Origin of the sequence: Vannielia litorea, from assembly GCF_900142295.1 — a bacterium.
GTDB classification, from domain to species: domain Bacteria; phylum Pseudomonadota; class Alphaproteobacteria; order Rhodobacterales; family Rhodobacteraceae; genus Vannielia; species Vannielia litorea.
The window spans coordinates 1,165,559-1,180,525 of sequence record NZ_FSRL01000001.1; the positions used below are offsets into that span (position 1 = coordinate 1,165,559).

Here is a 14,967-nt window from a genome sequence, read left to right on the forward strand (position 1 = left end):
GCCGAGGTTGCAAGCGCTGGCGCAACAGGGCAAGACTGTGCGCGAAACTTGCAACGGCGGCCCGGATGCGTGCGCTGAAGCGGCGCGCCTGCCCAAAGGGACAGGTTGCTGAAGGGTAGACCGGTGCGTAAGTCGCCCCGGAGCAGGGATGGCAGGCCATGTCGGAACGCAGTGGAATCTTTGAAGGGGACGACCCCTTTGCCCTTGCGCGCAGCTGGCTCGCGGAGGCGGAGGGATCGGAGATCAACGACCCGAACGCGATTGCGCTGGCGACCGTGGACGAGGCCGGATTACCCAATGCCCGCATGGTCTTGCTGAAAGAAATCGAAGATCATGGCTTTCTCTTCTACACCAACTGGGGTAGCGCTAAGGCACGGGAAGTTGACGTAAGCGGAAAGGCGGCCTTTGTCTGGCACGCCAAGTCCCTGAGGCGGCAGATTCGCGTCAGGGGAGTTACCGAGCGGGAAGACGGCCAGAAGGCTGATGCGTATTTTGCCTCCCGCTCCCTGAAATCCAGGTTGGGCGCCTGGGCCTCGCGGCAAAGTCAGCCCCTGTCATCGCGTGCGACGCTCGTTGCCGAAGTCGCCAAGGTGACAGCACAGCACGGGACGGCTCCCGAGCGCCCTCCGTTCTGGGGCGGAATTCGAATCTTGCCACTCGAGATCGAATTCTGGGCGGACGGCGCGTTTCGTCTTCACGACCGGTTTCGGTGGACCCGTTCCGCCGTGACGGATCGTGAATGGCAGGTCCGGCGCCTCTATCCGTAACACTCGCGGATTGGCAGGCGCCGTTAAGCGGTAGGGGAATGCCCATGTTACTGGGGCAGTGCGCCTTTCGGGCCATCGGCCCGGCATGCGCCACGAGGACGATATTGAACCGGTATGGAAGAAGACAACACGCAGAAAAGGGTGCGGGGACGAGTCAAATGGTTTGATCCCGCCAAGGGCTTCGGCTTTGTCATTGCCGACGAGGGCGGCCCGGATATCCTGCTGCATGCAAATGTGCTGCGGAATTTCGGCCAGAGCTCCGTTGCGGACGGCGCCGGGATCGAGATCAGCATACAGGACACCACCAGGGGGCAGCAGGCGGTCGAGGTCTTTGCGATCGACCCGCCGGAGCCGGGTGATGTGCCGCTGCTCGACGATGTCGCGGCGCTCGATCCGGCGGAGCTGGCCGCTCTGCCGATGGAGCCCGCGCGGGTGAAGTGGTTCGACAAGGGCAAGGGCTTCGGCTTTGCCAATGTCTTCCGCAACCCGGAGGACATTTTCGTTCACATTGAAGTGCTTCGCCGCTCCGGCCTTGCAGACCTGCAACCGGGCGAGGCAATCTGCCTGAAGGTCGTCGAAGGACGGCGCGGCAGGATGGCGACGCAGGTGCTTTCATGGGAATCGGCGCTCAAGGAAAAGAAGGATTGAGGGCATGGCGCGCGCAGCCTGAGTGGCGGCGCGTCATGCCCGGACCCTTTCTGGCCTTGGTGATGGCCTTGGTGATGGCCCTGGCCCCGGTGGCGCTTTCGGCGCAATCGGGCGCCACGCTCGATGCCGGTGGCGGCGGTGCGGCGGCACCGTTGACCGCGATGCCCGACAAGGCGGGGCAGGCGGCGATTCCGGACCTGGCCGGCTGCGAGCTGAACGAGGTGCACCTGCGCTGGCAGGGCGGGCAGGCGCGGTTCTCGGTCGAGGTCGCGGATGACACCGCCGAGCGCGGGCTGGGGTTGATGAACCGCGAGAAGATGGCCCGTTCGGCGGGGATGCTCTTTGTCTATCCGCGCGCCGGGCGGGTGAGCTTCTGGATGCGCAACACGCTGATCCCGCTCGACATGATCTTTCTGGACGAGGCCGGGGTGGTGACGCGGGTGCATTCCAACGCGGTCCCGCTCGACGAGACCCCGATCCCGGGCGGCGAGGGCGTTCTGGCCGTGCTGGAGATCAACGGCGGGCTGGCCGAGGCCTTCGGGATCGCGCCCGGCGCGCAGATGCGGCACCCGGCCTTTGGCGAGACGGCGGCCTGGCCCTGCGGGGCCGAGTGACTAGAGGCTCTTTCCTTCGGGCGCGCACCGCGCTACACCGCGCCTCGTCGGGGCGTAGCGCAGCCTGGTAGCGCATCTGTTTTGGGAACAGAGGGTCGGGAGTTCGAATCTCTCCGCCCCGACCATTCAAGCCAGGAAAGACGGGATGTGACGTGTTCGGCGTCGGGGTGGGCCTGGCGTTTGGCGCGGTCAGGGCGGGGCTCTGTGCCCGAAACCTGCGCGTGAGGAGGCTGCGCTGACTTCGGGAGACGAGACCTGCCAGGCCTTGGCCCGGGGACGGTGTCCGCCGGTGGGCCGGGCGGGCGTGGTGGTATAATCCGGGGCAAACCAGGGTCTTTCGGCGCCTCCTGCGAAGGGGTGTGCAGGGGCGTCGCCTCGAGGGCGATCCGCCATGTCCGGAGGCTCCCTGCCTGGCACGAAATCGAAGACCAAGGGTCACCAAAACGTTTGACAGAAGCAGGCCCGCTCCATAACCTACTACATGGTAGATAACGGAGGAGATACCATGTCGGCCCTTTCAAGGATTGCCATTGTCGCGGCGGCCGCGGCCTTTGCCGCCCCGCTTGCCGCGCAGGACTACAGCTGGAAACCGGACCGTCCGATCAACATCATCGTGCCGTGGTCGGCGGGCGGATCGACCGACCAGGTCACCCGGGTCGTCGCGCCCATCCTGGAGGAGGCACTGGGCACCGAGGTCGTGGTGGTCAACCAGCCGGGGGCGTCGGGCTCGACCGGCACCAAGGCCGCGCTGGACGCCCCGCGCGACGGCTACACCTGGACCGCGAACGCCATTGCCAACAACGCCACCTATGCGGTGACCGGCCTGATCGAGAACACCTCGATCGAGGATTATCACATCTACCTGCACGTCGCGAACGTGCCGCTGGTCAGCGTCAACGCCGATGCGCCCTACCAGACCTTTCCCGAACTGCTGGACGCCATGCAGAACGGCTCGGTCACGGTGGGCACCGCTGGGGTGAACTCCTCGGGCGGCATGGCGCTTGCGGCGATCAAGGAAAGCGCCGAGGGCGATCTGGCCGGCGCGCGGATGATCACCTATGACGGCGGCAACCCCGCGGTCATCGCTGCGGCCAGCGGCGAGGTTCAGGTGACCACCCAGCTCGCGGTGGAGCAGACCGAGATGATCCGGGCCGGACGGCTGCGCGCTCTTGCCGTGCTCTCGGATACCGCGCTGGAGGTCGAGGGTATCGACCCGGTGCCGCCGATCACCGACTTCATGCCCGATTTCCACGTGGCCGCGGACTACTTTGGCGTGTTCATCCCGGTGGGTGCGCCGCAGGAGGTGTATGACACCGTCGACCAGGTCTGGCAGGATCACGTCATGAACAGCGAGGCGCTCAAGTCCTATGCCACCGACCGTGGCGCCGTCTTTGCCCCGAGCTTTGGCGAGGGCGCCCTCGAAAAGGCGATGCCGGTGGTCGTGTCCGAGGCCTGCGCCCGCGTGACCCGCGGCGAGGCGGTCGTCGATCCTTCGGAGATCGGCATCGACTGCCCGGCCGAGTAAGCGCGCTTCTTCGGGCGGGGCCCTCCGCGGCTCCGCCCGGATCTGACTGCATTCAAGAGAACTGGTGATACCATGCACATGGCCCTGGCGGACCGCCTTACGGCTATCCTGCTGTTCCTGCTCGGACTGGCGCTGCTCGCGGGCGGCTACACGATGGACCGGCTGGAAATCAGGCAAATCCACCCGGCCTCGATCCCCGGCCTCGTGCCGATGATCCTGGGTGTGTTGCTGTCGCTTTGCGCGGCATTGCTCTTCTGGACGTCCGTCAAGACGGACGAGCGCAACGCGGCCCTGGTGCTCTCGGGCGGGTCCTGGGCACGGCTGGGGATCACCACCACGATCTGCACGGTCTATGCGCTGGGGCTCGTGGGCTGGCTGCCGTATTTCTGGGCCACCTTCGTCTTCACCACCTGCTTTACCCTGGTCTTTTCCTTCCCTGTCGAGGGCGCGCGGCGCGCGCAGGTCATTTCGCTCGCCGGGGCCCTGGCCCTGGGGTTCGGGGTGGCGCTGGGATCTTCGCTGCTGTTCGAGAAGCTCTTCCTGGTGCGGTTGCCATGAGCGGGCTGGGCGATCTTCTCTCCGGGCTGGGCACGTTGCTCACGCCGACGATGCTGTTTCATGCGGCATGGGCCACGCTTCTGGGCATCGTGGTGGGCTCCTTGCCGGGTCTGACGGCGACGATGGGCGTGGCGCTGATGACCACGCTGACCTATTCGCTGGATTCCACCTCCGCGATCTTCGTGCTGATCTGCATGTATGTCGGTGCGATCTATGGCGGCTCGCGCAGCGCGATCCTGCTCAACATTCCCGGCACGCCCGCCAGTGCGGCGACCTCGCTGGACGGCTATCCGCTGGCCAAGCAGGGGCGGGCGGGCTACGCGATGGGGCTGGCCACTGCGGGCTCGGCCCTGGGCACGCTGGCGGGCGTGCTGATGCTGGTGCTGATCGCGCCGCCCCTGGCCGAGGCCGCGCTGAACTTCGGCAGTTTCGAGTTTTTCTGGCTGGCGGTCTTCGGCATCCTGATTTCCGGCCAGCTGACCGCCGACACCACGGCGCTCAAGGGCTACATCGCCGGGCTGCTCGGGCTCGCGGTTGCGATGATCGGCTCGGAGGGCATTCACGCGCATGTGCGTTTCAACCTCGGGATCCAGGACCTGAACGCCGGCATCGCGCTGATCCCGGCGATGGTCGGGGCCTTCGGCTTTGCCGAGGTGCTGACGGCGATGTGGAACCGCGCGGGCGAGTTGGCGGTGAAGAAGGACAAGAGCGACCGGACGATCCCGCACTTCGTGGATCTCTGGCGCTACAAGTTCACCATCGCGCGCTCGGGGCTGATCGGCACGCTTGTGGGCATCATTCCTGGCGTGGGCGAGGATATCGGGGCCTGGGCCAGCTATGCCGCCGCGCGCAAGACATCGAAGGAAAAGGAAAAGTTCGGACACGGCAGCCATGAAGGCCTGCTCGCCGCGGAAACCGGCAACTCCGCCGTGGTGCCCGGTTCGCTGATCCCGGCTATCACGCTGGCGGTGCCCGGCTCGGCCTCGGCGGCGGTGCTGATTGCCGCGCTCTTCATCCACGGCATTCGGCCCGGTCCGCTGATCATGATCGAACAGCCGCATTTCGTGGGGCTCATCAGCGCCATGGTGCTGATCGCCACGCTGTTCATGGCGTTTTATGGTCTCACCCTGACCAAGGCCTTCGTGCAGGTGCTCAAGGTGCCCTACAGCTACCTGATGCCGGTGGTCTTCGTGCTTTGCGTGATCGGAACCTACGCGCTGAGCCAGAGGGTCTTCGACATCTGGATCATGGTGTTCTTCGGGCTGGTGGGCTTTGTCCTGCGGCAGATGAAATACCCGATGGCGCCGCTGGTGCTGGGGATCATCCTGGGCGACCTGCTCGACAAGAGCCTTCGGCGCGGGCTGACGCTGAGCGATGGCGAGCTGGCTCCGTTCTTCACGCGGCCGGTATCGGCGGCCTTCGTGGCGCTGATCGTGCTGTCGATCGCGATGAACCTGCCCGTGGTCCGGCGTGTGGCGCTGGCGCCGTTTCGCTGGATCGGGGCGCGGTTCAATGCTTGAGTATGCCCTGTGCAACGAGCTCTTGGCCGAGGAAGGCCTGCCCCTGGCCGAGCAGGCGCGCACCGCCGCCGCGTTGGGGTATTGCGGGCTCGAACTGGCGCCCGCCACGCTGGGGTATGCGCTGCATGATCTGACCGGCGACGAGATTGCGCGGATCCGGGCCGAGATCGAGGCCGAGGGCCTGCGCGTCACCGGGCTGCACTGGTTGCTCAGCGGCTATCCGGACCTTTCGATCACCGATCCGGCGGTGCAGGGCCGGGCGCAGGCCGTACTGCTGAAGCTGGTGGCGCTCTGCGCGGCGCTCGGCGGCGAGGTTCTGATTCACGGCTCGCCGAAGCAGCGGCGGCGCCCGCAGGGCATGGACGATGGTGCGCTGATCGCCCATCTGGCTGCCTTTTTCGGGCCGGTGGCGGAGGCGGCGGAACGGCACGGCGTGGTGTATTGCATCGAGCCGCTGTCGCGCGCCGAGGACGACACGATCACCACCGTGGGGCAGGGGGCTGAGCTGGCGCGGGCGATCGGCAGCCCGGCCTTCAAGACCATGATCGACATCAGCGCCGCGGGCCAGACCGAGCCGCCGGTGGCCGAGCTGATCCGCGAATGGGTGCCGACCGGCCTGATCGGGCATGTTCACGCCAACGACACCAATCGCGGCGCGCCGGGGATGGGCGATGACCCGTTTCCCGAGATCGTCGCCGCGCTGGTCGAGACCGGCTGGAGCCGGCCCGTGGGGGTCGAGCCCTTTCGCACCCTGATCGACGCGCGCGTTACCGCCGCCACCGGAATTGCCACCCTGCGTGCTTGTGAAAGGGCCTGTTCATGACAATGCTCACGATCCTCTCGGCCAGCTGGTCGGAACGCCCTGTCGTCATGCGGCTGCCCTTCCAGTTTGGCAGCACCGAGGTCCGCGAGACCGCCGAGGCGCATGCCCGCGTCGAGATCGAGGTCGAGGGCACGCGGGTTTCGGGGCGGTCGGCGCAGCTGATGGTGCCGCGCTGGTTCAACAAGAGCGCCGAGATGAGCAACGCGGACACCATCGACGAGTTGCGCGCGGTCGTGAACCGTGCGGTGGCCGAGGCCTCCGGTCTGCGCGGCACGGCGCTGGAGGTGACGCGCGAGTTGCGGGCCAGCCTGGATCGGGCCTTGCCGAACACACCGCCGCTGGCGCGGTGCTTCGGGCCTGCGCTGGTTGAAATGGCGATGATCGACGCGCTGTGCACGGCCCTCGGTTTGCCCTTCTGGACGGCGGCGCGGGAGGATGCCTTCGGGCTGGTCCGCGGTTGCCCCGACGATCTGTCGCCCGCAGATCTGTCGCGGTCGTTGGCCGCGATCTCTGCACCGAAAGCTCTTGTTCTGCGCCATACCGTCGGTTTCGACGCCCCCCTGCGGCGGCAGGATGTCGGGGCGGACCGCCCAGGCGACGGGCGGCCGGTTTCGCTGGACGAGGTGATCGAGGCGACCGGCGTTTCGGCCTTCAAGATCAAGCTCAAGGGCGACCCGGAGGCCGATCACCGCCGCCTGCGCGACATCGCCGGGCTGCTGGACGCGGGCGGCGACTATGCGGTGACGCTGGATGCCAACGAACAATATGCGCCCGGCGACTTCGGCGCCTTCCTGGGCGCGCTTTCCGAGGATGGGGCGCTGGCGCGTTTCACCTCGGCGGTTCGCTTCGTGGAGCAACCCTTTCCGCGCGAGATTGCCCTGGCCGCACCCGTCGTGGCGCCGCTTCCGCTGATCATCGACGAGAGCGACGACGCAGAGGATGCCTTTGCCCGCGCCCTGGCCCTTGGCTGGTCGGGCACCTCGATCAAGAGTTGCAAGGGCGTGCTCAGGGCGCTGATCAACAAGGCGCGTGCCGATGCCGCGGGGGCCATCCTGTCGGGCGAGGACCTGACCTGTCAGCCCGGCATCTGCTGGCTACAGGACGCGGCGATGATGTCGGCCTGCGGTGTGCGCGACGTCGAGCGCAACGGCCACCATTTTGCCGGCGGTCTGCAGGGCGCGCCGGAGGACGAACGCGCGATCCTGCTGGAGCGCCATGACGATATCCTGACGCAGGATGCCGACGGAGTAGCGCTTCGGATCGCCGGTGGCCGCGTCGGGATTGGCTCTCTGGCCCGGCCGGGCTTCGGCTGGTAAGGAGGAAGGCACCCTGGCGCGGGGGATCGCACGACCAACGAGAGGGCGCATGGCCAAGCACGTTACCCCGATCCGGAAGGACCGCAAACGCAACCCGGAAGTAACCCGGGCCGCCATCCTTCACGCCGCGCTGGAGGAGTTCAGCGAGGTTGGCCACTCGGGCGCCCGTGTCGACCGCATCGCCGCGCGGGCCGGTGTCAGCAAGCCGATGATCTATGATTACTTCGGCGACAAGGACGCGGTTTATGCCGCCGCACTCCGCGAAGCCTATGTTCAGATCCGCCAGGGTGAGATGACGCTGAACCTCGACAGGCTGGAGCCTGAAGAGGCGGTGCGGGCGCTGGTGCATTTCACCATGAACCACTTCTGGAACAACCCGTGGTTCATCCGGATGCTGAACACCGAGAACCTTATGGGCGGCGAGACGGTCCGGACGCTGGACGACGCCACCGAGATCCAGTCGGTCCTGTTGCGCCGTGTCGAGGAAATCCTGCGGCGCGGCAACACCTCCGGGCAGTTCCGTTCTTCGATCGACCCGGTGGAGCTTTACATCTTCATCGCCTCTGTCTGCTGGTTTCCGATCTCCAACATGCACACGCTCAGCACGGTGTTTCGCGCGCCGATTTCGGAAGACTGGCTGAGGGACCACGCCGACAAGGCCGCGGACATGATCGTGCGCTATCTGCGGCAGTCCGACAAGGACGCCGGCTAGGCTCTCCCGACAGGTCCGGCTCCCCCCGGGCAGACCCGAAAAGCGCGGTGCCGAGAGCATTGATCCTTGACTCGATTCTCATAACCTACTAAACGGTAGCTTAGAGTTTACCGGATGGTAGCTTGCGGGAGGATTCATGAACGACATCGGGATTTCCTGGCTCCGCCCGTGCAGATCAACGGCACCCAAGCGCCGCGCGCGCCCGAATGACGCCAAGAAGAGGGAAGCAAGACAATGACCACACAACGCATCGGCATCATCATGCACGGCGTCACCGGGCGCATGGGGATGAACCAGCACCTGATCCGTTCGGTCCTGGCGATCCGCAACGAAGGCGGCATGCTGCTCAAGTCCGGCGACCGGCTGGTGCCGGATGTGATCATCGTCGGGCGCAACGAGAAGAAGATCGCCGAACTGGCCGCGAAGCATGGGGTCGACCGCTATACCACCGATCTCGATGCGGCGCTGGCCAATCCCGACGATACCATCTTCTTTGACGCGGCCAGTACCCAGATGCGCCCCGGGCTGCTGCGCAAGGCGATCGACGCGGGCAAGCACGTGTATTCGGAAAAGCCGGTGTCCGAAGGGCTGGAGGAGGCGATTGCGATTGCCAAACACGCCAAGGCCAAGGGCGTGAAGAACGGCATCGTGCACGACAAGCTGGACCTGCCGGGCCTGCTGAAGCTCAAGCGTCTGCGTGACAGCGGGTTTTTCGGCAAGATCCTCTCGGTGCGCGGCGAGTTCGGCTACTGGGTCTTCGAGGGCGACTGGATGGCGGCCCAGCGCCCCTCCTGGAACTACCGCAAGGAGGACGGTGGCGGCATGGTCTCGGACATGCTCTGCCATTGGCGTTACGTGCTCGACAACGTGGTGGCCCCGGTCAAGGCGGTGAACTGCACGGCCGTCACCCACATCCCCGAGCGCTGGGACGAGAACGGCGAGCGCTACGACGCCACCGCCGATGACGCGGCCTATGCCACCTTCGAGCTGGAAGGCGACATCATCGCCCAGCTCAACAGCTCCTGGTGCACCCGCGTGCGGCGCGACGACCTGGTGACCTTCCACATCGACGGCACCCATGGCAGCGCCGTGGCGGGGCTGCACACCTGCTACAGCCAGGCGCGGGTCAACACGCCCAAGCCGGTCTGGAACCCCGACCAGAAGCAGACGATGAACTTCTTCGAAGACTGGGTGGAAGTGCCTGACAACAAGGACTTCGACAACGGCTTCAAGGTGCAGTGGGAGCAGTTCCTGCGCCATGTGGTCGAGGATGCGCCCTGGTCCTACACGCTGGAAGAGGGCGCCAAGGGCGTGCAACTGGCGGAGCTGGGCTACAAGAGCTCGCAAGAGCGTCGCTGGCTCGACGTGCCGGCGCTCGACATCTGAGGGGGCGGACATGGCACAACTGATCCTTCCCACGGCAGACGGCGGCACTGCGCCGCTGGACCTCACCGCAGGCCCGGTGCCCGCACCGGGCGGCACCTGGACCCGCACTGCCTATGCTGCGGCCCACGTCGTCGCTGACCCGCTAGCCGAGGTGGACCCGGGCGATGGCGTTGCCGTCGACTGGGACCGCACGCTCGCCTTTCGCCAGCATCTGTGGTCGCTCGGCCTGGGCGTGGCCGAGGCGATGGACACCGCGCAGCGCGGCATGGGGCTGGACTGGGCGACCTCGCTGGAGCTGATCCGGCGCAGCATGGACGCGGCCCCGGAAGGCGCGCTGATCGCCAGCGGGGCAGGGACCGACCACCTGGCCCCCGGCCCGGAGGTGACCGTGGACGACGTGATCGCCGCCTACGAGATGCAATGCGAGGCGGTCGAGGCGACCGGCTCCCGCGTGATCCTGATGGCCAGCCGTGCCCTGGTGCGGGCGGCGAAGGGGCCGGAGGATTATGCCCGCGTCTATGGCCGCGTGCTCTCGGGTCTCAGGCAACCGGCGATCCTGCACTGGCTGGGCGAAATGTTCGATCCGGCGCTGGCGGGCTACTGGGGCAACGCCGACCACATGGCCGCGATGGACACCTGCCTCTCGGTGATTGCCGACAATGCCGACAAGATCGACGGCATCAAGATCTCGCTGCTCTCGGCGGAAAAGGAAATCGCCATGCGTCGCCGCCTGCCCGAGGGCGTGCTGATGTACACCGGCGACGACTTCAACTACCCCGAGCTGATCAAGGGCGACGACCAGGGCTATTCCCACGCGCTGCTGGGCATCTTCGACCCCATCGCCGGGGCCGCCTGCCGGGCGCTGAACGCGCTGGCCGAAGAGGACGCCGCCGCTTATCACGCGGCTTTCGACCCCACGGTGCCGCTCAGTCGCCATATCTTCAAGGCGCCGACGCGGTTCTACAAGACCGGGGTGGTCTTCATGGCCTACCTGATGGGCCACCAGGACCATTTCACCATGGTCGGCGGCCAGGAAAGCGCCCGCTCGACACTGCACCTGGCCGAGGCGATCCGGCTGGCCAATGCCGCGCAGCTCTTCACCGACCCCGACGAGGTGGTGCGCCGCGCGACGCCGGTGTTTCAGGCGCGGGGGGTCTGGGCATGAGGACGCTGACCGCTGCCGACCTTTCACTGAACACCGCCACCGTGTCGAAGCAATGGAGCCTCGAGGAGTGCATCGAGGGCTGCAAGCGCCACGGCATCGGAGGCATCTCGCCCTGGCGCGACAAGTTGCAGGAATGCGGTGTGGACCGGGCTGCAAGGCTGATCCGCGAGGCGGGGCTGGGCGTGTCGGGGCTTTGCCGGGGCGGCTGGTACACCGCGGAGGGGGCGCTGACGCAAAAGGTGATCGACGACAACAAGCGGGCCGTCGATGAGGCCGCCGCCATCGGGGCGGAAACCCTTGTCATGGTCGTGGGTGGGCTGCCCCAAGGCTCCAAGGACCTGGTTTCGGCGCGCGAGGTTGTCACCGAGGGGCTGGCGAAAACGCTGGACTATGCCCGCACCCAGGGCGTGAAGGTCGGTATCGAGCCGCTGCACCCGATGTATGCCGCCGACCGTGCCTGCGTGAATACCACGGGGCAGGCGCTGGATATCTGCGACCGGCTGGGCGACGGCATCGGCGTTGCGCTCGATGTCTATCACATCTGGTGGGACCCGGAGATTGCCGCCCAGATCAAGCGCGCCGGAAAGGAACGGATCCACGCCTTCCACGTCTGCGACTGGATGAACCCGACGCAGGATCTGCTGACCGATCGCGGCATGATGGGCGAGGGGGTGATCGACATTCCCACCTTCCGCCAGATGGTCGAGGCCGAAGGCTTCGACGGGTTGGTCGAGGTCGAGATCTTCTCGGCCGAGAACTGGTGGAAGAAGCCGGCCGACGATGTGCTTGCAGCCATGGTGAAGGCGCTTCCGGCCATCTAGGGACGGCGACAGATAGAGCGCAAAATTTGCAAAAAACTTGCATTGCCCTCCCGTTCGGTCAAGAACAGGGAGGGCACTCGTATTTTCGCCCGGAAGAACGAACGGTCGGGGAGTGAGTTGATGCGCCATTCGAAGGTCAGGCAGGAAGATATCGCGCGGGTGGTCGGCGTGTCGGTTTCGACGGTGTCCCGGGTCTTGTCCGGCGCGCCGGGCATAAGCCCCGCCACGACGCAGAAGGTGTTGCGCGCCGCAGCCGACCTCGGCACGCCGATCACTTTGCCGGGCGACGGCGGCGGCCTGGTGACTCACCGCATGGAACGGGCCTTGCTGTTTCTCAAGCAGGTCGACTTGAACTCCGGCTCGGGGTCGATCTATCACTTCGTGATGACCGGCATCCAGAAGGCGGCGCGCAAATACGGACTGCGGGTCGAGCTGGCGCTGCTGGGCGAAGATGGCGAGATTCCCGAGCGGATCCTGGGCGGTGCGGAGACCGGGGTCCTGTTCGCGGGTGTCGATCCGTCGCCCAAGCTTTTGAAGAAACTGCGAGAAACCGGAAATTCGGCGGTGCTGGTCAATGGCCTCGATCCGTCGATGACCCATGACCAGGTGGCGCCGAACAATTACCAGGGCGGGTGGCTGGCCGCGCAGCACTTTCTGGACATGGGTCACCGCCGCATCCTTCAGCTGGGGACCGCGCGACGCCTGACCCTGGCGGCGCGCACCCAGGGCTTTCTCGACGCCATCGCTCAAGCGGGCATGGACGGGCTGGACTGCGATTTCATCGAAATCGGCAACGTGACCGAACAGGCCGCGCAGGTCGCCCTGAAGCAGATTCTGAGCGAGTCGGCATTTCCCTACACCGCGGTTTTCTGCTCGGCCGATATCGTCGCGCTCACGGTCATGCAGGAGCTGCGGATGCGGGAAATCGACGTGCCGCGCGAGGTGTCGCTGCTCGGGTTCAACGGGCTTCCGCTGGCGGAATTCTCCTCGCCGCTGCTCAGCACGCTCTACGTGGACTGGGAGTATCTGGGCCACGAAGCGATTCGCCTGTTGTGCACGAGAAGCGCCGAACCGGACAGGCCGACGCAACAGGTTCAGACACAGGTCATTCTCAAGCAGGCCGAAACGGTTGCGGACTTGTCAAATCGCAGTGATTTCAACGCCTTGGGCTAGCGTTGCAAAGTAATGCAAAAACTTGCATTATTGCGTAAAAACTTGCGCTTGAGTGCAAAAAGTGCAAACCTTGCCGGGACGCGTTGTGTCACTGGGAGGTTTGGATGCGCTATTCGTCACTGGTTCAGCTCGCGCAGCCGGAATTCGAGATTCACTTTCCGACCGCCTGCCGCGACGCGCATCTTGCCCGGCTGAGCGCCGCCACGAACCTGCTGCATCCCGAGCCGATTGCCGACCTTCAAGGCTGCGACGCCGCGACGCGGCTGGCCGAGGTGGATATCCTCGTGACCGGCTGGAAATCCGGCCGGATCGATGCGGAGCTGCGCCGCAAGATGCCCCGACTGAAGCTCGTGGCCCACCTGGCGGGCACGGTGAAGGGCATTCTCGACCGTGATGCCGCGTCGTCGGGCCTGACGGTGATCAGCGGGGCCGAGGCCAATGCGCGCCCGGTGGCGGAATTCACCCTGGCGCATATCCTGCTGCACCTGAAACGCGTGGAAGAATGGCGCAGGGTCTACCGCAGCCAGCGCACGCGCATTGCGACCCGCAGGACCATATTGGCCGGGCCGGTCGGCAACACCGGCCGCACCGTCGGGATCATCGGTGCATCGCGGATCGGGCGCCGGGTGGCCGAGGATCTGCGCCGCCACCGGGTCTCCGTCCTGCTGCACGATCCTTTCGTGAGTGCCGAGGCGGCGGCGGGTTTTGGCGCGAAGAAGGTATCGATGGACGATCTGTTGGCGCAGAGCGACGTGGTCAGCCTGCACCAGCCGCTGCTGCCGTCGACCGAGCGCAGCTTCGGGGTGTCGGAATTTGCCCGGATGCAGGACGGGGCGCTGCTGATCAATACCGCGCGGGGGCGGATCATCGACGCGCAGGCGCTCGAAACCGCGATGGCGGATGGCCGGCTTTTTGCGGTGCTCGACGTGACCGACCCCGAACCCCTGCCGGACGCCTCGCCCCTCTGGGACATGCCCAACGTCACCCTGACGCCGCATATCGCGGGCTCTTTCGGCTGCGAGGTCTGCGACATGACCCAGCTGGTGCTCGAAGATATCGAGCGTTTCACCCGCGGCGAACCGTTGCAGAACGAGGTGATCATGGCGGATTGGGAGCGCGTGGCATGATCCGGCCCGGCCTCTGCTCTGTCACCTTCCGCGCGCTCGATGCCGAGGCTGTTGTCGATCTGGCGGCGCAATCCGGTGTCGAGGCGATCGAATGGGGCGCCGACAAGCATGTGCTGCCCGGCGATGCGGATCACGCCCGCCGCATCGGCGATCTTTGCCGCGCGCGCGGGATCGTGCCCGCATCTTACGGCTCCTACGTCCGCGCGGGCACGTCGGAGGCGGTGCAGAACTTCGGCCCGGTGCTGGACACCGCCAGGGCGCTGGGGGCCACGAACATCCGGGTCTGGGCCGGGGAGGCGAAACGCGCCGATGCGGGCGAGGCGGCCCTTGCCGGTGCGGCCAGGGAGCTGCGCGAGATGGCACGCAGGGCGGCAGACCACGGCGTCACGGTCAGCGTCGAATACCACCGCAAGTCGCTGACCGAAGAGGCTGAGGACACGCTGGCCCTGCTGGAGGCGGCGGATCACGACAACCTTTTCAGCTACTGGCAGCCGGTGCCGGGGCGGGGCAGGGCGCGGTGGCTGGAGGAACTGGCCATGCTGACGCCGCACCTGGGCGATCTGCATGTCTTTCACTGGATCATGACCGAGGCCGGGCAGGAGCGCCGTCCGCTCGGCGAGGGCATCGACGACTGGCGCGCGCTGTTCGACGCCTGGACGCCCGCGCCGCGCTGGCCGCATCCGCGCACCGGCTTTCTCGAATTCGTCCGCGAGGACGCGGAGAGCCAGTTTCACGATGACATCCAACACCTGCTGGCGCTCTGCCGCCGGCCGGCAGACGCAAGATAACGCATCTCAAGGGAGGAGACCCAC

General features: G+C 66.3%; 15 protein-coding genes and 1 tRNA gene. All 16 read left to right on the top strand.

Annotated elements, in window-relative coordinates; translation table 11 throughout:
• Positions 1 to 158: 158 nt before the first annotated feature.
• The 16 genes from pdxH to BUR94_RS05965 all read left to right on the top strand — a co-directional run bounded on the left by pdxH (position 159) and on the right by BUR94_RS05965 (position 14,943).
• Positions 159 to 767: a pyridoxamine 5'-phosphate oxidase gene (gene pdxH, locus BUR94_RS05890; RefSeq protein ID WP_074255300.1), complete on the top strand. Its 609-nt coding sequence runs from the start codon at positions 159 to 161 to the stop codon at positions 765 to 767.
• A 114-nt stretch (positions 768 to 881) separates the two neighbouring features.
• Positions 882 to 1,415, top strand: a complete 534-nt coding sequence (locus BUR94_RS05895; RefSeq protein ID WP_074255301.1) for a cold-shock protein — start codon at positions 882 to 884, stop codon at positions 1,413 to 1,415.
• Between the two features lie 35 nt (positions 1,416 to 1,450).
• On the top strand, positions 1,451 to 2,029 hold the full coding sequence (locus tag BUR94_RS05900) for a DUF192 domain-containing protein (protein WP_342745202.1): 579 nt from the start codon (positions 1,451 to 1,453) through the stop codon (positions 2,027 to 2,029).
• A 48-nt stretch (positions 2,030 to 2,077) separates the two neighbouring features.
• A tRNA-Pro gene (locus BUR94_RS05905) sits at positions 2,078 to 2,154 on the top strand.
• Between the two features lie 380 nt (positions 2,155 to 2,534).
• A complete protein-coding gene (locus BUR94_RS05910) occupies positions 2,535 to 3,554 on the top strand; it encodes a Bug family tripartite tricarboxylate transporter substrate binding protein (protein WP_074255302.1) in 1,020 nt (339 codons plus the stop codon).
• A gap of 72 nt (positions 3,555 to 3,626) precedes the next feature.
• Entirely contained in the window at positions 3,627 to 4,112 is a 486-nt protein-coding gene (locus BUR94_RS05915) for a tripartite tricarboxylate transporter TctB family protein (RefSeq protein ID WP_084192930.1), read from the top strand.
• Positions 4,109 to 5,632: a tripartite tricarboxylate transporter permease gene (locus BUR94_RS05920; protein ID WP_074255304.1), complete on the top strand. Its 1,524-nt coding sequence runs from the start codon at positions 4,109 to 4,111 to the stop codon at positions 5,630 to 5,632. The genes BUR94_RS05915 and BUR94_RS05920 overlap by 4 nt, the downstream gene beginning before the upstream one ends.
• Positions 5,625 to 6,455 (top strand): sugar phosphate isomerase/epimerase family protein, encoded by an 831-nt coding sequence (locus BUR94_RS05925; protein WP_074255305.1) that lies wholly within the window; start codon positions 5,625 to 5,627, stop codon positions 6,453 to 6,455. Before BUR94_RS05920 ends, BUR94_RS05925 begins: the two co-directional genes overlap by 8 nt.
• The gene (locus BUR94_RS05930; protein WP_074255306.1) at positions 6,452 to 7,771 is read left to right on the top strand and encodes an enolase-like domain-containing protein; all 1,320 of its coding nucleotides are present in this window, start codon (positions 6,452 to 6,454) and stop codon (positions 7,769 to 7,771) included. The genes BUR94_RS05925 and BUR94_RS05930 overlap by 4 nt, the downstream gene beginning before the upstream one ends.
• A 49-nt stretch (positions 7,772 to 7,820) precedes the next feature.
• Positions 7,821 to 8,483, top strand: a complete 663-nt coding sequence (locus tag BUR94_RS05935) for a TetR/AcrR family transcriptional regulator (protein ID WP_074255307.1) — start codon at positions 7,821 to 7,823, stop codon at positions 8,481 to 8,483.
• 234 nt (positions 8,484 to 8,717) lie between these two features.
• On the top strand, positions 8,718 to 9,869 hold the full coding sequence (locus tag BUR94_RS05940; RefSeq protein WP_074255308.1) for a Gfo/Idh/MocA family protein: 1,152 nt from the start codon (positions 8,718 to 8,720) through the stop codon (positions 9,867 to 9,869).
• A gap of 10 nt (positions 9,870 to 9,879) precedes the next feature.
• Positions 9,880 to 11,034, top strand: a complete 1,155-nt coding sequence (locus BUR94_RS05945) for a dihydrodipicolinate synthase family protein (protein ID WP_074255309.1) — start codon at positions 9,880 to 9,882, stop codon at positions 11,032 to 11,034.
• Complete coding sequence (locus tag BUR94_RS05950) at positions 11,031 to 11,855, top strand: sugar phosphate isomerase/epimerase family protein (RefSeq protein WP_074255310.1); 825 nt, start codon at positions 11,031 to 11,033, stop codon at positions 11,853 to 11,855. The genes BUR94_RS05945 and BUR94_RS05950 overlap by 4 nt, the downstream gene beginning before the upstream one ends.
• A 120-nt stretch (positions 11,856 to 11,975) precedes the next feature.
• Entirely contained in the window at positions 11,976 to 13,028 is a 1,053-nt protein-coding gene (locus BUR94_RS05955; RefSeq protein WP_074255311.1) for a LacI family DNA-binding transcriptional regulator, read from the top strand.
• 104 nt (positions 13,029 to 13,132) lie between these two features.
• Complete coding sequence (locus BUR94_RS05960) at positions 13,133 to 14,155, top strand: hydroxyacid dehydrogenase (RefSeq protein ID WP_084192931.1); 1,023 nt, start codon at positions 13,133 to 13,135, stop codon at positions 14,153 to 14,155.
• Entirely contained in the window at positions 14,152 to 14,943 is a 792-nt protein-coding gene (locus tag BUR94_RS05965) for a sugar phosphate isomerase/epimerase family protein (protein WP_074255312.1), read from the top strand. The genes BUR94_RS05960 and BUR94_RS05965 overlap by 4 nt, the downstream gene beginning before the upstream one ends.
• The last annotated feature ends 24 nt before the right edge of the window (positions 14,944 to 14,967 follow it).